Annotated in this window: 14 protein-coding genes; 12 read left to right on the forward strand and 2 right to left on the reverse strand. The window is 42.0% G+C overall.

The genetic code is table 11. The features are described from left to right. Window positions 1-8: 8 nt before the first annotated feature. Window positions 9-2,084: a M6 family metalloprotease domain-containing protein gene (locus ACOAOT_RS06395; protein ID WP_420216231.1), complete on the reverse strand. Its 2,076-nt coding sequence runs from the start codon at window positions 2,082-2,084 to the stop codon at window positions 9-11. Between the two features lie 306 nt (window positions 2,085-2,390). After that, window positions 2,391-2,600: a hypothetical protein gene (locus ACOAOT_RS06400; protein ID WP_420216232.1), complete on the reverse strand. Its 210-nt coding sequence runs from the start codon at window positions 2,598-2,600 to the stop codon at window positions 2,391-2,393. Between the two features lie 152 nt (window positions 2,601-2,752). On the opposite strand from ACOAOT_RS06400, the gene ACOAOT_RS06405 reads away from it, so the two are divergent. The 12 genes from ACOAOT_RS06405 to ACOAOT_RS06460 all read left to right on the forward strand — a co-directional run bounded on the left by ACOAOT_RS06405 (window position 2,753) and on the right by ACOAOT_RS06460 (window position 19,475). After that, entirely contained in the window at window positions 2,753-3,121 is a 369-nt protein-coding gene (locus ACOAOT_RS06405) for an HsmA family protein (RefSeq protein WP_349669974.1), read from the forward strand. Between the two features lie 16 nt (window positions 3,122-3,137). After that, window positions 3,138-4,085, forward strand: coding sequence for a DUF1848 domain-containing protein (locus ACOAOT_RS06410; protein ID WP_420216233.1), 948 nt, complete (start codon window positions 3,138-3,140; stop codon window positions 4,083-4,085). Window positions 4,086-4,302: 217 nt separating this feature from the next. Then, entirely contained in the window at window positions 4,303-6,105 is a 1,803-nt protein-coding gene (locus ACOAOT_RS06415; RefSeq protein WP_420216234.1) for a sensor histidine kinase, read from the forward strand. Continuing rightward, window positions 6,102-7,571, forward strand: a complete 1,470-nt coding sequence (locus tag ACOAOT_RS06420; protein WP_420216235.1) for a response regulator transcription factor — start codon at window positions 6,102-6,104, stop codon at window positions 7,569-7,571. The genes ACOAOT_RS06415 and ACOAOT_RS06420 overlap by 4 nt, the downstream gene beginning before the upstream one ends. 88 nt (window positions 7,572-7,659) lie before the next feature. Then, the gene (locus ACOAOT_RS06425) at window positions 7,660-9,537 is read left to right on the forward strand and encodes an ABC transporter substrate-binding protein (RefSeq protein WP_420216236.1); all 1,878 of its coding nucleotides are present in this window, start codon (window positions 7,660-7,662) and stop codon (window positions 9,535-9,537) included. A 28-nt stretch (window positions 9,538-9,565) separates the two neighbouring features. Next, on the forward strand, window positions 9,566-10,567 hold the full coding sequence (locus tag ACOAOT_RS06430; RefSeq protein ID WP_207657087.1) for an ABC transporter permease: 1,002 nt from the start codon (window positions 9,566-9,568) through the stop codon (window positions 10,565-10,567). Window positions 10,568-10,578: 11 nt separating this feature from the next. Further along, window positions 10,579-11,829 (forward strand): ABC transporter permease, encoded by a 1,251-nt coding sequence (locus tag ACOAOT_RS06435; RefSeq protein WP_420216237.1) that lies wholly within the window; start codon window positions 10,579-10,581, stop codon window positions 11,827-11,829. Window positions 11,830-11,841: 12 nt separating this feature from the next. Then, the gene (locus tag ACOAOT_RS06440) at window positions 11,842-12,849 is read left to right on the forward strand and encodes an ABC transporter ATP-binding protein (protein ID WP_277407125.1); all 1,008 of its coding nucleotides are present in this window, start codon (window positions 11,842-11,844) and stop codon (window positions 12,847-12,849) included. After that, window positions 12,842-13,669 carry an ABC transporter ATP-binding protein gene (locus tag ACOAOT_RS06445; RefSeq protein WP_420216238.1) on the forward strand — a complete coding sequence of 276 codons (828 nt, stop codon included), beginning with the start codon at window positions 12,842-12,844 and terminating at the stop codon, window positions 13,667-13,669. Before ACOAOT_RS06440 ends, ACOAOT_RS06445 begins: the two co-directional genes overlap by 8 nt. 22 nt (window positions 13,670-13,691) lie before the next feature. Then, a complete protein-coding gene (locus ACOAOT_RS06450; protein WP_420216239.1) occupies window positions 13,692-16,178 on the forward strand; it encodes a beta-mannosidase in 2,487 nt (828 codons plus the stop codon). Between the two features lie 29 nt (window positions 16,179-16,207). Continuing rightward, a complete protein-coding gene (locus ACOAOT_RS06455; RefSeq protein ID WP_420216240.1) occupies window positions 16,208-18,475 on the forward strand; it encodes a glycoside hydrolase family 3 C-terminal domain-containing protein in 2,268 nt (755 codons plus the stop codon). Between the two features lie 190 nt (window positions 18,476-18,665). Further along, the gene (locus ACOAOT_RS06460; protein ID WP_420216241.1) at window positions 18,666-19,475 is read left to right on the forward strand and encodes a MurR/RpiR family transcriptional regulator; all 810 of its coding nucleotides are present in this window, start codon (window positions 18,666-18,668) and stop codon (window positions 19,473-19,475) included. The last annotated feature ends 85 nt before the right edge of the window (window positions 19,476-19,560 follow it).

Consider the following 19,560-nt stretch of genomic DNA (forward strand, 5'->3'; position numbering starts at 1 on the left):
TATCATTATTATTTCCCATATACTTTCCATTCAAGAATCCCGGTTGAGCTGGTTCCTTTTGATTCCATTACAATGGAAATTGCTCTTGTATTTACTGGAGTAAAAGTAGTTGTATTATACTGATTGATTTTTGTTCCAAGGCCTTTGGCATTTTCCACCTCCTGCCATGCATTTCCATCCCAGTAATAGATGTGACAGGAAGCTGGAACATCGATCCCCTGACCGTCTTTAAACCAATAGATATCACACCCTGTAATGGTGTGATTTTCATTAAATGTGTACTGAACCCATTGTGACCCGGTTTCTGGCCAGTTACCGTATACAGCGCCGCTCCGGTCGTTTGAACTGGAAGGATCAATTCCATCATTTAATGCAGTGATAGATTCCCAATCGGATACATAAGAGGTTGTGGCAGAAGCCAGTCCCGCGATGTTTTTTAACTGTGGTTCCGGATCCGGATCAGGAATTTGACTGGAGGCCGATTGCACAAATGTCATTTCCTTACCTGAATTGCTGATTTGAGATAATTCCAAACCTGATTCCCATTGATTCCACCATTTGGAATCAGGAGTTGTGGTGCTGGTAAAGGAATCCCTGTATCCTGCACGGAATAAATCGCCCCGGTTTCCTCCGTTTATATTTCTTTCCAAATCATATTTCCCGTCTGCCTGCTCTAGGGATACTAAAAAGTGGCTGCCGGATGTCATTTCATTTTTAGAATTATTCCCTTTTTCATCTACGTGCCAGATTGCCAGTCCTGCATCTGGAACGTCTGCATATCTGCCGTTTCTTTGTATGTTTTCTATTAAAAAATATTCATTGGTCTGATTGCCGGACCACTTATAACAATAGGAATTTCCATTTCCATCAGCTGCAGCAGTAAATTTTGTACCTGCGCCATATTCATTCATGCTCATGGGAAGGTTCCAGCGGGATATCACATTTCTGCAATATGGGTCTGGCGGGACTGGATTCTTTTCATTTAATACAGTACTCATCAGGCTGTATGCTCCAGTACCCTGTGAATCTCCATCATAATCATAAAGATCCGGATATCCGTAAATCATATGACCGCTCTCGTGACATATTGTGTAGAGTGACATATCACTTCCGATACTGGACATCTCATATTTCTGGATTTTAACGCCACTGATATAGTCGGATTTTGGATACCAGGACTGATGGGGCCATAATCCTTTTGCCCATCCTGCATCTGGAGTGCCTGCATAAAGAAGATTAACTGCTTTTAAGTATCCGCTGGAATCTGTGGTAAGTGAGGAAAGGTTAAAACCAGAGGATTTAAGCCACTGAAATGTCTCTTCGGCAAGCTCGTCTGATTTGGCATAGGAACCTGTTTGTTCATAAATATCGTCGTAATAGGATTTTGGATGCTTTGCTGTGTAAAATCCGATTAATTGATTGGTATAAGTAACTTTTCCGCCTGAGACATCGTAATAATAATCTTTTACAGATCCATTGTTGTTAAAACCTGTGTAGCCTGTTTCGTTAAAGAAACGCTCTATTTCTGATTCAGAAATATCACTCTTTACATCTGGAAAATCCACTAAAATTGTCAGGCCTTTTACGTCCCCAGAGGCTTTTATTTTTGAATCGAGAAGGCCTCTTTCGAAATCGTTATCTGATTCAGGAGCATTTTTTAAATCAGTTCCGTGCAGTCTTTTTCTTACTTCATCAACTTTCTCCCGAACTGCTTCACTTTTGATTTTTACATGTTTCTCCAGGTTTGTGATTCCCTGTTCACCCTCACCCGCTGATCCAGTATTCCTCCGGTTTTGAGTTCCTTTGTAAACAATTCCCGATGATATGTATTCTGTCTGGTCATCATTTAACTTTGCATAACAGATCCAGCCATTATCGTCACGGCAAAGAGTATACCCTTCGGGAGTCTCTATCTGCTGGAAATATTCATCTCCTGTGGCATTTACTAAAACTTTATTGCCGTCCGGCTGAATTAACTCAAACTGTTTATTGACATATGGTGCTGCCAAAACATTGAAACTCATCATTGCAAGCATTGCAGCTGCAGTAATTCCTGTTGTTAAATATTTAATCTTTTTGTGCATTATTAATTCCTTTCGTTTTTATCATTTGCTTTTCATACCCCTGTTACATTTGTTCTGAATCAATTTGTTTTATTATTGTAAACTCCACATTGGAACCACCTCCTTTACTTCATAAACTATTTATCGTAATTATTTTTCTAATCCTAACATATGTCAGTAAATATTAAGAATTATTAATTATTGTTAATAATATCACTGTAAATAAAATAAAAGGAAAACAATTATAAAAAACAGACCGATTTATTCAAGATCGGTCTGCTTTTTATAATTTCCAGATTGTTATTACAATCATTATCATGTATCATATTAATAAGTGTGGTTGTCAGAGGATCCTGATTTCACAATTGATTGAACGTAAGCCAGCATTTCCAGTTTTGACTGGATTGTTTCTGCATGGTCAACCATATGCTGCTGTTCTTTTTCCGGCAGGGAAAAAAAGTAATTCATCGCCTGAAATTCTTCCAGTGCCAGCCCGAAGCCTAAAGGCAATTCAATACCCTGATTGTATTTGTTCATAAAAACCTCCTTGTAATTTATAAAACAGATTATTTGATATTATTGTATTTTTTAAAGTAACTATTCGGGAATAAGAAATAATTATAAAACCGGTTCATTTGAGGAATCATTATATACAAATAGTAATCTCATAAGAAACAGGAGGAGCTGATATGTTATTTTTCGCTGTGCTTTTTATTACATTAGCTTTAATCTTTTATACGCTGGGAGTGTTTGGTGAAAAACTGCAAAAGATTTTAAAACCATGGCATCTTGTTGCTTTCTGGGCTGGATTTGTCTGTGATACTACGGGAACATCATTAATGAGCCGTCTTGCAGTGGGACAGAGTGCCATTAATTTTCATTCAGTAACCGGGATTGCGGCAATCCTGCTTATGCTTATCCATGCAGTCTGGGCAACGGTGGTTTTAATACGAAATAATAAAGATATGATGGCTGGATTTCATAAATTCAGCCTGTTTGTATGGCTGATCTGGCTGATACCTTATTTCTCCGGTATGTTTGCCCATATGATCAGGTAACAGAAAAGGAGGTATCATGATACTTAGTGCCAGCCGCCGGACTGATATTCCGGCCTTTTATTCTGACTGGCTGTTAAATCGTTTAAAAGAAGGGTTTGTCCTGGTTCCCAATCCAAGAAATCCTTCACATTACAGCCGGATACAGCTAAGCCCGGAGACCGTGGACTGTATTGTATTCTGGACTAAAAATCCCAAAGAGATGATATCTAAGCTTGACGTGATATCCGCTTTGGGATATGATTTTTATATCCAGTTTACCCTTACTCCTTATGGAAGAGATGTGGAGGAATATTTACCGGATAAAAAAGAACTGCTTGAGGTATTTTTAAAGCTAAGTGCAAAAATTGGTTCTAATCGCGTTATCTGGCGCTATGATCCTGTGGTATTCACTGACAGGATGAATGTGGAGTACCATTTAACGTATTTTGAAAAAATGGCAGGTTTATTGGAAGGCAGTACAAACCGCTGTATCTTCAGTTTCCTTGATTTTTATGCCAGACTGAAATACCAATTGCAAAATATGGGAGTCCGTGACATACAGGAAGAGGACATGGGAAGGATTGGGGAAGGATTTTCAAAAAGTGCAAAAAAGCATGGAATCCAATTGTCCACATGCTGTGAATCTGTTGATCTGAGCCGGTTCGGCATCAGCCATGCTTCCTGCATCGATGGGGACTTAATTGAAGAACTGACTGGCTGCAGCCTTCGCAAAAAGAAGGATAATGGACAGCGTCCCGGATGTGGCTGCATGGAAAGTGTGGATATCGGCAGCTATGACAGCTGTGGGAATGGCTGCAAGTACTGCTATGGAGTTTATTCAAGAGAACGAGCCCGTATAAACCGGGAGAATCACGACCCCAAGTCCCCGGTCTTGTTTGGATCAGTTCCTCAGGATGCAGTGATAACGGAAAGACCCGTAAAGTCCATAAAGGATGGGCAGATGGATTTCTTTCATCTCATTTAACATTTAATTGACAGACATATCTATTACATTCGTTGAGTTAACAACTATCTGAAATTTTCTGACATTAAAATCATAAGACGAATGCAGCAAAATATATATTAAATAGGGCTGATTACCAGAAAGACAAGCTGGAAATCAGCCTTGGAACCTGAATTGAATTGGAAGGGGGGTTCAGATTCTGATCGACAGAAAACGAATATCCAGAAAAAAATTCAGAATGCTGTCACTGAGCAGTAAATTTACATTGCTGATTCTTGGTGTTTTAATGGTACCCATTGGAATTTTTATTCTGCTGTTTTTTCATAATATGGAAGCGTCCTTATACAAGGATGGACAAACACAGATGATTTATGAACTGGATAAAAGCTGCCAGAATGCGGAGCAGATTGCAGTAAACTGTAAATTATCCTCTGAGATTATTGTAAATAATGAATCCATCAATGATTTCTTAAATCAGATTGCGTCCGATAAAAAATTCAGTTTTATGGACATTCTGGACTTTTACGGGAAAGAGATCAGCGGAGTGCAGAAGATTGTCAAAAGCAATCCCTATATTTATAAGCTGCGAATATTTGTCAACTCCAATACCGTGAAGGAGATTATTCCTCTTCTCTACAAAGAAGATAAAATTGCTGACTTAAAATGGGGAAAAGACGGGGTACCGCCTACAGGAACCTGGTGTTTTGATTATGAGGACGCTTTGGGTGAGGCGGATGATCAGGATCATATTCCCAGAATCGCTTCCCTCATAACAAGGCTCAATGATTACCGGTACGGACGGTATGGCATAGTGGAATCTGCGGTAACCATGGAAAATATGTTTCCTGATCTCTATCATTCAACTGTGACAGACAGAACCTGTTTTATCGATTCGGAAGGCATTATATACAGCAGTCAACAGCTTTCCCCTCTGTGGGAAAAGCAAAAAGAAGATATGATGGATTTTATACATAGTCTGGAAGAATCAGACTCGCTTTCAAACGGTGCAGTCAGCAAAAGAACAAGAATTGGGGGAGAAGAGGTTTTAGCCGGCTGCGTGAAAATTAAATCCATTCAGGGATACTTAATCCGGATTGTCTCCATGAAAAATGAAAAAATGGCCCTTCGTACTTCCAAATTACAGTTTTCTCTTCTATGGATTATGATTCTCATCGTGCTGTTTTTATTTTCCAATAAGCAGGTAACCCATATATTAAGGCAGTTTTTTGAGATCTACGATACGGTTTATCAGGTACAGAAGGGGGATTTAAAGGTAAGGGTAAAGAATATGAGCCGGGATGAATTCGGAGAACTGGGAATTGAGCTAAATACCATGCTGGACCGGATACAGAAGCTGATGGATGAAACCCTGCACCGTGAGCTGCTTGTGAAGGATGCCCAGATTAAGGCATTGCAGAATCAGATCAATAATCATTTTATTTACAATGTATTGGAATCAATCAAAATGATGGCGGAAATTGATGAAAAATATGAGATTGCAGATACTGTGGCTTCCTTTGGCGAGCTTTTGCGTTACAGCATGCGGTGGAAATCAGGCTACGTTATGGTGGAGGCAGAAATTGATCAGATCCGGAATTACCTGGCGCTTGTGAATTTGTGGTATGACGATGAAATAGGCTTAAGTATGGAACTTCCCCAGGAAATTCTGTGTCAGGAAATACCCAAGATGTCACTGCAGCCCATTGTTGAGAACGCAATTGGCCACGGGATGCGGGAATTTACGGAAGATACCTGCATCTATATGAAAGGAGAGATCATTGAAGATATCTGCTATATTCACATCACAGATTATGGGTGCGGGCTGGAAGAAGCAGAGCTGGAAATACTGCGCAAACGGTTAAGCGGAGAAATAGAAGATACATCCGGGCAGGAAAATGGAATTGGATTAAAGAATGTCCATGACAGGTTACAAATTGGCTTTGGTCCGGATTATGGAATCGTTATTGATTCCAGAAAGCATGCTTTTACAGAGGTTACGGTAAAAATTCCATATCAGAAAAGAAAGAAGGGGATCACATGAATCATGTGCTGATTGCAGAAGATTGTAAAATTATAAGAAAAGGAATCTCTGCCATGATTGCCCGGTGTCAGGTTCCGATTAACCAGATTATAGAATGTAAAAATGGTCTGGAGGCACTGGAGATTATCCGGAACATGCCCATTGATGTTCTCATTACAGATATTCGTATGCCGGATATGGATGGAATCACGTTGGTGAAAGAACTTCAGAAAAGCCAGTACATACCAAGAATTGTTGCAATCAGTGGATATGATGATTTTTCCTGCGCTGTTGATTTGCTTAGATGTGGAGCAAGAGAATATCTGTTAAAGCCAGTGAAAAGGGAAGAACTGAATTCAATTATGATGAAGCTGGAGGAAGAGATACAGAAGGAGCAGTCTGAAAAACGGGCAAAGAGGGCGTTGTGTTACAGTCAGATAAGGCGAATTCTTTTATCTGAAACTATTACCAGAGAAGAGATGAATGAGGCAGAGCGGTTAAACTGGTTCAATGAGGAAACTTATTCAGTCGTAATAAGCAGCGGGACTTTTAATGAGTCAGATGATATACAGATAGTTACGTTCCCTGATGTGGAGGGGTGCCAGGTGACCTTAATGGCAGAAAAAGAAGTGAAAGATTTTATTTTAAACAGGAGTGGCAGCTCAGACTTTGGAGTCAGCGATCCCTTTCAGGGAGTTTCAAATTTAAGGAAAGCGTATGAACAAGCCAGACAGCGGAGAATCCGTGGCTTTTGTATGCAGGAAAGAGAAGGGATAACCAGTAAAAACTGCCTGATGCCCCAAAATGAAATGGAGTGTTTTGTTCAACGGATTGGAACCCAGAAAAACAGTAAAAACGAAGCGATTCTACTGGAACTTGCAGACCGAGTGAAAAAAGGAGAAGTGGAAGGATTACAGTTTCAGGATTTTATGAGTCACATTATTATGAGAGTCAGAGAATTTTACGGCAGAATCCTGGCAGAGGAAGAGATATCTTTGGAAAAACTCTGCCATATGCTTGAATTTAACAACATTGATGAGTACTGTACAGAAATCAGGCGGGTGTTCTCCTGTATCAATGAACGGGTGCTTCGTGAAAATGATGATTATAAAAGCCGCTTAAAGGTGGAAGAGGCACTGGCCTATATGAATGAAAATTACTCCAGAAATATTAACATGGCCATGGTCTCCAATCACGTAAACATGAATTACACCGTATTTTCCATTGCATTTAAGGAATACACCGGTGATAACTTTGTTAATTATTTACGAAAGATCCGGATGAATGAAGCAAAGCGGCTGCTGGCAGAAACTGATTATAAGATCGGCGAAATCGGACAGATGACAGGGTATGAAGATCCCAAGCATTTCATGAAGACTTTTAAGTGGGTGGCTGGTATCACTCCCAGTGAATTTCGGAAAAATTTAAGAGTGAAGGATGGGAAAACTGAAAATATTACACCAAAAACGAAAATAGTAACATTTTAATCAAACCTTTTAACATCTACAATAGAATTGTAGCAGATAATTGCCCCAGGTTAAAAGACCTGGGAGATCATTGGGCGGAGGTTTATGAATGAGAAAGAGATTTAACAAGTGGTCTGCGCTGCTTACTGCTGGCGCAATGACTATGACCCTTCTTTCCGGATGCCAGAAAGCAGCATCCACGGATGGAACCGGGCAGACAAGCAAGGCTGAGGAGACAACACAGACTACTGCACAGACGACAACGGCGGAAGAAAAAAAGGATTCGGCAGATGCCGGCTCCACACCAAGGAATGAAACTCTTTATTTCAACGGACAGCAGTGGGGGACAATTAATGACTGGAATCCGTTAAGCTCTAACTCAAACAATGCAATGGCAGTTACACAGCAGGATAATGCAAGGGTGCTTGTATATGAGACTCTTTTCATGTATAACATGCTGGACGGAAAACTTTACGGACTTCTAGGTAAGGATTATTCCTGGAACGATGCACAGACAGAGCTGACCATAACCTTAAATCCGGATGCCAAATGGAGCGATCAGACTCCGGTTACTGCACAGGATGTTGCGTACACCTTTGACTGCCATAAAAAATATGCCTCTGCACAGGGCAGTGATTATTCCAATTACATTGATTCAGTTGTAGCAAAGGATGATCACACCGTAATATTTAAGGCGAAGCTTGATGACAAAGGTCTTCCGGAGAATCCCTTAAAGGTTGTGGAATATGTTCCGAAAATTTATGTTATGCAGAAAGCTTATCTACAAAAAGTGGAGCAGCGTAATGGCAACGATGCAGACAAAATCAAACAGGATCGTATGGACGATTTTGTCGCTTCCGGACCTTATAAATCCTATTACAATGACGACCAGAAAGTTGTTTTTGTTAGAGATGAGAATTATTGGGGAAAGGCCTTGTGGGGAAAGCTTCCCGCACCAAAATATATTACCCATGTAATCTATGAGAATAATGCCGCAGGAGATACTGCGTTTAAAGCCGGAGAGGTTGATGTTTCCCAGCAGTTCATCACCAATGTGCAGAAACTTTGGGAAGAAGATGGTCTGCCAATCTCCACCTATATTGATGAGGCACCTTACGGCGTCTGTGCCACCATGCCAACCGCTTTCTTTAACGTGGAGAAACCAGGACTTGACCGGAAAGAAGTAAGAAAAGCCATTGCCATGGCAGTTGATTATGATCAGATCATCGCTTCCGCCATGTCCAATCAGTCACCAAGCTTTAAAGATGTACCCCGTTCCATTATGAATCCTACTTCCGGGGAACAGGCGCTGGTGAATCAGGATGCGTTAAAAGATTATCAGTTTACAGGCAATGATGTGGAAGGAGCGAAAGCTCTCTTAGACAAGGCTGGTATTGTAGATAAAGATGGAGACGGAATCCGTGAAATTGACGGTAAGAATCTTACCTTTAAGGCCGAATGTCCGGATGGCTGGACGGACTGGAATGCATCTTTGGAAATCGTTGCAGCAGCAGGAAGCAAAATAGGAATCGGAATTGAGACTTATTTCCCAGATGCCAATACCTTCTATGACGATATGACCACCAGGAAGTTTGATATCTGTATGTGGAGTCCGCCTGCAGCTTCTGTTGCAAACCCATGGGGCAGAGCTATGGCCTTTATGTCCACTGATTACGCTAAGCTTAAGGTAAACTGGACTGGCAACTACGGCGGTTATATCAATGAGGATGCAAACAATCTGTTAAAGAAGATCCCGTTAGAGACCAATAAAGATACACTGAAAGAGTATTATACAGAACTGAGCAGAATTTACTTAGATGAGGTTCCTTCCTTCTCCCTGATGTACAGACCAATGGTGTTTCATGCGGTGAATGAAAGTGTATGGACCGGATTCCCGCAGCTAGATGATGGTGATAATATTCCGCCAACAGACTGTACCGATGGTTACGGAATCGCAGCGCTTTATAATCTGGTTAATGTAAAATAAGAGGAATTACAAAAGGGGTGAGACTTTGATGGGATATAAAAAATATTATACCAATAAAATCATCTGGTATCTGATAACTCTGGTAATTGCTGTGGTGCTGAATTTCATTCTGCCCAGACTGATGCCAGGTGATCCGGTCTCAGCCATTGCGGCCAGGGCGGTAGACGGTATGACCGATTCTACCGCAATCCAGGCCGTATATGAGGACTATGCGGAAAAATTCGGTGTGAATCTGCCTATGAGCACGCAGTTTCTTATTTTCATAAAGAATGCTTTAAGAGGGGATTTTGGAGTTTCTTTCAGCCAGTATCCAAGAACCGTTGGGAATATTATTGCTTCATCCGTATGGTGGACCGTCTGTCTTCAGCTTCCTGCAATTTTGCTTGGCTGGATTCTTGGTAATGTCCTTGGAGCGGTTTCTGCCTATAAGAAGGGTATATTTGATAAAGGAATTCTTCCTGCATTTTTATTTATGAGCAATGTACCGGCTTTTGGTATGGCGACTGTTCTTCTTTATATATTTTCACTGAAGCTGGGTCTGGCTCCTTCCAGCGGAGGCTATGGTTTTGATTTGATTCCCAGCGCAAGCATTACATTTTTCCGCTCTGTTCTGGCTCATTACCAGCTTCCATTCTGGTCTGTCGTGCTTATAACGGTTGGTGGTCAGGCCATCGGAATGCGTTCCATGTCAATCTATGAATTAAATGCGGACTACGTAAAATACAGCCGCTTTATGGGAATTAAAGACAGAAAAATTGTAGGATATGTATTTCGAAATGCCATGCTTCCCCAGATCACAGGTCTTGCCATGTCCATTGGAACCATGATCGGAGGGGCGCTGGTTGCGGAAATCATCTTCAGTTATCCGGGTCTTGGAACCACACTGCTGGCCGCTGTCAAAGGAAGGGATTACCCTTTAATATCTGCCTGTACACTGATTATTACAATCATGGTATTACTGGCTAATTTATTTGTAGAGCTGATTTACGGTGTCATTGATCCCAGGATCAAGGCAGCACAGCAGGATTAGGAGGGCGAGTGATGAAAAACCAGATCAGACAGATTTTCCATTCCCCTAAATTTACAGTGGGATTTATCATATTTGCAGCATTGCTTGTATTAACCGTTTTTTATCCTTTGATTGTGACCAATGATCCTTTGGAGATGGTAGGACAGGGGAACTTTTTTAAGCCTGGAACCTATATCTCAGTCTCAGAAGCGGTAAATACAAATCCATATACCTTAAATTTAAATGCGTCCTCTGGCAGGCTTGAGCAGAATTTAAGCATGGAGGAACGTATGGCTATGGCTGACTGGCTGAATCAGTTCGCAGGCATTTCTTCAAAGGAGATGGATGTAACGGATGCCGGGGGGCTTGTTTCACTGTGGAAAGACCATTATGATTCTGCCAGTGAGCAAAAAGGTCTTATCGCTGCCAGAAAAAAGTATTTCAGCCGTCTTGACAAAAAGATTACAGGTCTGCTTGAGGACAGAGATGTTCTTCTGGCTGAAAAGAATCAGGAGACGGGGGAAGTATCGGTGAAAAAGACCATACCATCAACCTCTTATGTCAATGTTAAGGATGTAGGAAGCAGACGGGTATTCATACTGGGGACAGATAATTTCGGACGTGATGTATTGACAGAGCTGGTGGCAGCCATTAAAACCTCTTTAAAAATAGGATTTATTGCAGGACTGATCGCCACAACCATTGGGCTTTCTCTGGGTCTGATTGCCGGGTATCTGGGGGGAATCATCGATGACTTTATTTTGTTTATTACCAATCTGTTTACTGTAATCCCCAGCTTTATTCTTCTTATTCTCATTTCCTACAGCATAGGTAAAAATGCCAGAGGGGTGATGATGGTGGCAATTATTATCGGACTTACCTCATGGACCTGGACTACCAGATCAGTTCGTTCCCAGGTGATTTCTCTTCGAAACAGAGATCACGTGAATCTGTCAAAGCTTTCCGGGCACAGTCTGTTTCGGATTATTCTGACAGATATTCTTCCATACATAGCATCTTACGTTGTAATGGCACTGATTTTACAGATTTCCTCCGGGATTCTTGCAGAAGCGCAGTTATCCATGATCGGGCTTGGTCCTGCCACAACGACGGTATCCACTCTTGGTCTTATGATGAACTGGGCGATGTCTTACAGTGCACATTTGAATGGGGACTGGTGGGCTTATTTTCCTGTCATCATTTCCATCGCACTGATTTCATTTTCCTTAAATCTGATGAATACGGGCCTGGATCAGATATTTAATCCGCAGTTAAGAGAGTGAGGAGGATAAAACGTGGGAAAGACAATGCTGGAAGTGGATCATTTAAAAACGAAATATATTACCAGATTTGGAGAAAATGTCTTTGCAGTTGACGGTGTATCGCTTAAAATAGAAGAAGGGAAATCTCTTGGAATCGCAGGGGAATCAGGCTGCGGAAAATCCACACTGGCACTGAGCCTGATGGGGTATTATTTTGCGCCCCTTCATTATCAGAGCGGGACCATAAAGGTGGATGGAGTGGATATAACCGGAATGAAGCCGGATGAGATCCGTAAGAAGGTACTTGGCAATGAAATTGCTTATATCCCTCAGGCTGCCATGAATGCCTTAAACCCTACACAAAAGATTATTTCTTTTATCGAAGATGTCATACGGGCTCATGACCCCGGTGCTTCAAAAAAGGAGATTTATGATCTTGCAAGGGAGCGGTTTGAAATTCTGGGACTGCCGGAAAGTGTCTTAAAGAAACATGCAGTGGAACTGTCCGGAGGCATGAGGCAAAGGACAGTCATCGCCATATCCACTATTTTATCACCCAAAGTACTGATTGCAGATGAACCTTCCTCTGCTCTTGATGTGACTTCCCAGAAGATGGTAATCAAGATGCTTCGGAACTTAATGGAAAAAGGCTTTATTAAATCCATGATATTCATTACCCATGAGCTTCCTCTCCTTTATAATGTTACGGATGAGATTATGGTGATGTATGCGGGGCAGATCGTGGAGCATGCAACTGCGAAGGAGATGGTTTTTGATCCTCTCCACCCATATTCCAAAGGCCTGATGGGTTCCATCCTGGTTCCGGAGAAGGGGGCAAGAGATGCCAAGCTGACTGCCATACCCGGTACTCCGCCTAATTTAAAAAATCCACCCAAAGGCTGCCGGTTTGCTGATCGCTGCCGTTATGCCAAGCCTGCCTGTATGCTTCACCCAATTGCGGAAAGCCGCCTGGAAGATGGCCGGATGTACCGCTGCTATCTGGAAGAAAAGGAATTAAGGGAGGTATATCAGGATGAGTGAAGAAAAAAAACCAGTACAGAACAGTTCCTGTTTAAGCGGGACTGGTGTGACGAAGATCTTTGGAATGGGGAAAGAAAAAACAGTGGCGGTGGATCATGTAGATTTTCAGTTTCGGGAAGGTGAGATTGTATCTATCGTAGGTGAGAGCGGTTCAGGGAAGACAACTCTTTCTAAGATGCTGCTGGGATTAATCAGTGTCACAGAAGGAGAAATCAGCTTTCAGGGAAAGCCCAGGGATATTAAAGGCTATCGTAAGAAGAAAGAGTATTGGAAGGGAATTCAGGCAATTTTTCAGGATCCGTTTTCCTCCTTTAATGTATTTTATAAAATTGATCAGGTGCTTTTAGACTGCATTAAAATGAGAGGCGGCGCCAGACTCCCTTATGAGAAAAAGGTGGAGATGATGACAGAAGCCTGCCGTTTTGTTAATCTGAAATTTGAAGAACTGACCAACAAATATCCCTTTGAGCTTTCCGGAGGTCAGATGCAGCGGCTGATGATTGCAAGGATCTTTCTTTTAAAGCCGGCGATTCTGCTGGCAGATGAGCCCACGTCCATGATTGATGCCTGTTCCAGAGCTACCATACTGGATATGCTGTTAAAGCTGAGAGATGAGACCAATATGACCATAATTTTCATCACTCATGATATCGGGCTTGCTTTTTACATCTCTGATTCCATCTACATAATGGAGCATGGAAAATTTGTGGAATCAGGAACAGCAGAAGCTGTGATTCTAAATCCCAAGGCGGCATATACAAAACGCCTTATTAATGATGTACCCAAAATTCATGAAGAGTGGGACTTATCGACGGTCTGACTGCGGATTGAAAGGAGAATGTATGAAAAAAAGGGTAATAGACAAAGCATTTGTAATGCGGATTGCTTCAGAAGAAACCTGGTATCCGGCAACGGTGCCTGGCAGCGTGTATGGAGATCTTCTGGACAATGGAGTGATAGAAGATCCTTACTGGAGGGACAATGAGTTAAAAGCGCTGGAGCTGATGAATGAGGATTTTGAATATGTGGGCGTTTTTGACGGAGATGACGAGATATTAAAGCAGGAAAAAGTATACCTTCACTTTATGGGGCTTGATACTCTGGCAGATATCTATTTGAATAAGACTCTTCTTGGCAGTGTAAATAACATGCACCGCCAATGGGAATTTGAAGTAACAGATGTAATAAAGCAGACAGAAAATGAACTTCGGTTGGTATTCCATTCTCCCACCAGGTTTATTGAAAAAGAATATGAAAAGGATAAAATCGGAGGTTCTGAGGATGCCATGCGGGGCTTTTCAAAGCTGAGAAAGGCACATTGCATGTTTGGCTGGGACTGGGGTCCCAGACTTCCGGATGCCGGTATCTGGCGGGATATATTCCTGACAGGTGTAACCGGCGCCAGTTTTAACAGTGTTTCGGTCAGTCAGCGCCATGAAGCGGAAGGGGTATATTTAAATTTTAAGGTTTTAGTCGGCAGGACTGGCGATAACCGTCTGCTTGATTGGGAGAAAGATAACGAAGAGCTTCTTAAAGATGGTTATGCTTTGAGCATTACGGTCACAGACCTTGCAGATAAGAACCAAAAGAAGGTTCATACCTTTGGTGGAAAGCCAGAAGAGATTCTCATTGAAAATCCCAGACTCTGGTGGCCCAATGGGTATGGAGAGCAGAATCTTTATTCGGTACTGGTCCGGCTTTTGAAAAATGAGGAAGAGGTCGATACCTGGGAAAAGAGGATCGGCCTTCGTACGCTTACAATGAAAAGAACAAAGGATGAGTTTGGTGAATCCTTTGCTCACGAGGTTAACGGAGTCAGCTTTTTTGCCATGGGAGCTGATTACATTCCTGAGGACTGTATTTTAGGCAGATGCAGTGAGATGAGAACAAGGCAGCTGCTGACCCAGTGCAAGGAAGCAAATTTTAATGTTATCCGGGTCTGGGGAGGCGGGCATTATCCCTTTGATGGTTTTTGGGATATCTGCGATGAGCTGGGACTGGTGGTGTGGCAGGATTTCATGTTTGCCTGCGCACTTTATGATCTGACAGAGGAATTTGAGGAGAACGTCCGAAGGGAATTAATTGATAACATCCGCAGAATCCGCAGTCACCCAAGTTTGGGACTCTGGTGCGGCAACAATGAGATGGAGATGTTTACGGATACGGAAATCTGGGGTTGTACTCCCAGACAGAAAGCTGATTATATTAAGCTCTATGAATATATAATACCGAAAATATTAAAGGAAGAAGATCCATATACCTTTTACTGGCCTGCCAGCCCCTCATCTGGGGGAAGCTTTGACAACCCCAACGATGAAAACCGGGGAGATGTCCACTACTGGGATGTGTGGCATGGAAACAAACCTATTACAGAGTACCGCAAATTTTATTTCCGGTACGTTTCAGAATTTGGTTTTCAGTCATTTCCATCCATAAAGACAGTGGAGACTTTTACGGAAAAAGAGGACAGAAATATCTTTTCCTATGTCATGGAAAAGCATCAGCGCAATTCCGCAGCAAATGGAAAGATCATGAACTATATGGAGCAGACCTTTTTATATCCCAGTGATTTTGATACCCTTCTTTATGCTTCCCAGCTTTTGCAGGCAGAGGCCATGCGTTATGGAGTGGAGCACTTTAGAAGAAACCGGGGACGATGTATGGGAGCAATTGTCTGGCAGCTCAATGACTGCTGGCCTGTAGCTTCGTGGTCGTCCATCGATTATTACGGAAGATGGAAAGCGCTTCATTACTATGAGAAGCGGTTTTTTGCACCCCTTATGATTTCCTGTGAGGAAGAGGGAATACTTACCCAGGATACCAATCCCAACGCCCAGCCTTATGAGGTGATGAAATCCATACGACTGTGCGTGGCCAATGAAACCCGAAGGGATGAAACGGTGACCGCCGTCTGGGAACTGAGAAAAAATAACGGAGAGATAGTGAAAAGCGGGCGAAAAGAGTGTGTAGTTCCAAAGCTTTCATCTCTGTGGTTTGATAAGGTTTCAATGCAGGATGCCAGTCTTTATGAGGATTATGTCAGCTATAAACTGGAGCAGATGGGGGAAACCATTTCCCAGGGAACGGTGTTATTCTGCCCGCCCAAACACTATCGTTTTCTTGATCCCCAGCTGACTGTACGGTCAGAGGGAGAATATCTGATCGTGGAGGCAAAGACTTATGCCCGCTCTGTAGAGATCCGTAATAAAGAGGATAATCTTCTGTTAAGCGATAATTTCTTTGATATGAATCCGGGAGAAAGAAGAGTCAGGGTTTTAAAAGGCCTGCCAGAGGAGTTAACTGTGAGAAGTGTTTATAACATCCGATAACAATGAATGAAAAGAAGGGATAGATAAAAATGGATATAAAAAAATTGGTTGGGGAAATGACATTGGAGGAAAAAGCTGGACTGTGTTCCGGTGCGGATTTCTGGCATACAAAGACAGTGGATCGGCTGAACGTTCCGGCCTCTATGGTAAGTGACGGCCCTCACGGGTTAAGAAAGCAGGATGAAAAAAGCGATCATCTAGGTGTCAATGACAGTATAAAAGCAGTCTGCTTTCCTACCGCATGCGCAACCGCTTCCTCTTTTGACCGGGAATTGCTTACAAGTCTTGGTGAGGCTTTGGGAGATGAGTGTCAGGCGGAGAATGTCAGTGTTATACTGGGACCTGCTGTTAACATTAAGCGTTCTCCTTTATGCGGCAGAAACTTTGAGTATTTTTCCGAAGATCCCTATCTTGCGGCCGAGATGGCAGGAAGCCATATTAAGGGCGTACAGAGTAAGGAGATAGGTACCAGTTTAAAGCATTTCCTTGCCAATAATCAGGAACACAGGCGTATGACCTCTGATTCTGTAGTGGATGAGAGAACACTGCGGGAAATTTACCTGGCTGCTTTTGAGGGGGCGGTAAAAGCTGGAAAGCCCTGGACTGTGATGTGTTCTTACAATAAAATAAACGGAACTTATGGTTCGGAAAACAGGCGTTATTTAACAGATATACTAAGAGATGAATGGGGCTTTGACGGCTATGTTATGAGTGACTGGGGAGCGGTTAATGACCGTGTTGCCGGAGTAATTGCAGGGCTTGATTTGGAGATGCCTTCCTCAGGCGGAGTCAATGATGCACGTATGGTGGAAGCAGTGAGAGAGGGACGGCTGAAAGAAGAAGTTCTTGACCAGGCCGTCACCAGAATTCTGACTATTGTTGACCGATACTTAAAGAACCGGAAGCCGGAAACCGTATGGGATAAAGAAGCCCATCACGAATTGGCGAGAAAGATAGAGGGAGAGTGTGCAGTACTCCTGAAAAATCAGGGAATACTTCCTCTTTCTGATTCCGATGAGGTGGCATTTATTGGCTATTTTGCAGCCCATCCCAGATACCAGGGAGGTGGCAGCTCACACATTAATTCTACAAAGGTAGAGTCTGCTGTGGAAGCGGCCAAGGACAAGGGAGTAATCTATGCCCAGGGATATGAAATCGATGCTGATCAAAGGAATAATACCTTGTTAGAAGAAGCTGTTGAAGTGGCAAAGAAAGTTAAAACAGCTGTTGTTTTTGCCGGCCTTCCCGATTCCTTTGAATCAGAGGGGTATGACAGAACCCATATGGCTATGCCGGAATGTCAGAATGCCTTAATTGAAGCAGTGTCTGCCGTTCAGCCCAATACTGTAGTTGTGCTTCACAATGGTTCACCAGTGGAGATGCCCTGGATTCATAAGGTAAAAGGAGTGCTGGAGGCATATTTAGGCGGTCAGGCAGTTGGCGGTGCAGTTGTGGACATTTTATACGGTCATGTAAATCCCAGCGGAAAACTGGCGGAGACATTTCCGATCAAGCTGGAAGATAATCCGTCCTATCTCTATTATGGCGGAGAAAAGGATCGGGCAGAATACCGGGAAGGAGTATTTGTAGGTTACCGTTATTATGATAAAAAGAAAATGGAAGTACTGTATCCATTTGGTCATGGACTAAGTTATACCACTTTTGAATACAGCAATATGAAAGCTGATAGATCCATCATGAAAGATGATGAAACGGTGATCGTTTCTCTTGATGTCACTAATACAGGCAAGGTTATGGGGAAAGAGGTTGTACAGATTTATGTGGAAGCGCCGGATAGCCATGTAATCCGCCCGGTAAGAGAGCTGCGTGAATTTGCAAAGGTTGAATTAGAGCCTGGAGAAACAAAAACAGTGGCTTTTATTCTTGGTAAACGGGCATTTTCCTACTACCACGTGGAATTAAAAGACTGGTTTGCAGAAACGGGTGCATATCTCATACATGCAGGATCTTCTTCCAGAGATCTTCGTCAGATGATAAGTGTGTACGTAGAATCTACAGGAAAGGAACCGGTGGTTTACGATTTAAACAGCACCATAGGGGACATTTTGTCTGATCCGGATGCTGCAGAAATAATTACCCCCCTTATCGACCGTTATAAAAAAGGCAGTGCACTGGGGAATTCCGACGGAGATGCTGCTAAATCGGCAATTTCACAGCAGATGGACGATGCCATGTTCCGTTATATGCCTCTTCGCCAGATATTAAGCTTTGCACCGGATGTAAGCTCTTTAAAAGAACTGCAGGAATTGGTGGACTGTATTAATGATAAGAAGTAGAAACATAATTATATAAGTTTAAAGAAGAGACGGGCATGTTTTGTTGCCTGTCTTTTTTAAAAATTTCCTGCTATGGTGTATTTTCCTTATTATTGACAGTTGTGGATCGATGCTTTATGCTGTATTAAAAAACAAATCAGTGAAATGATAACAAATACATCGACCACAATGGATGCTGCAAGGAGGAAACATGGTACGGGATCTGATATATCAGCTGCAAATTATTGTTAATACAGAAGGGGTAGACGAGACGAATTCTACTATAGCCAGAGTTATCCTGGAAAACTTGGACAAGGATATGGAGAATATATCCATTATGGAACTTGCAGATTTGTGCTATACCTCCATTTCTACCATAAGCAGGTTTGTAAAAAAGCTGGGATATGCCAGCTTTAATGAGTTCAAATTAAAATGTATTGAGAAGCGAAGGCTGGATTCGGAAATTCTGGTAGATAATGAGTTCAATCTTCGTTTTGGATCCAGAGATGATAAAGGACTTGTCATTGGACTGGCTCAATCCATTGGAGAATCATTAATGAATTTTGCCGACAAATTAAATCTGGAGGAAGTGGATCAATTGATCCGAATGATTCATGAAACAAAGGAAATTAATTTATTCGGTTTTCATTTATCCGGATATTTTATCCAGAACCTTCAATATCATCTGTTTCTTGCGGGTAAATTTGCAAGTTACGCCTGCCTGGAAGGTGATCAGGAAAAACTGGCGGAGATGTCTGCCACAGACAGTCTGTCCATTATTTTTTCTGTTGATGGTAATTTTTTAAGAAACAAATCTGAGATCTTCTTTACATTAAAAAAGAATGGGGGGAAGATTGTTCTTGTTACCCAGAATCCGGCTCTGAAAATGGCGGGGCAATGTGATTATGTGTATTATTTAGGTGACTATAAAGGTGCTACAGAAGGAAGATATAAGATGCAGCTTTATACCGAAATTCTTATTAATCGTTATTGTCAAAAGTACGGGCAAATCAAAAAATAATTCTATTTTCAAAAAATGAAAATCAATATAAAAGAAGAAAAAGCTTTCCTACAATGAAGCCATCAAATATCGTTCTTTGTGCTAT

It is taken from the genome of Lacrimispora struthionigena, assembly GCF_048627165.1.
Classification (GTDB): domain Bacteria; phylum Bacillota; class Clostridia; order Lachnospirales; family Lachnospiraceae; genus Lacrimispora.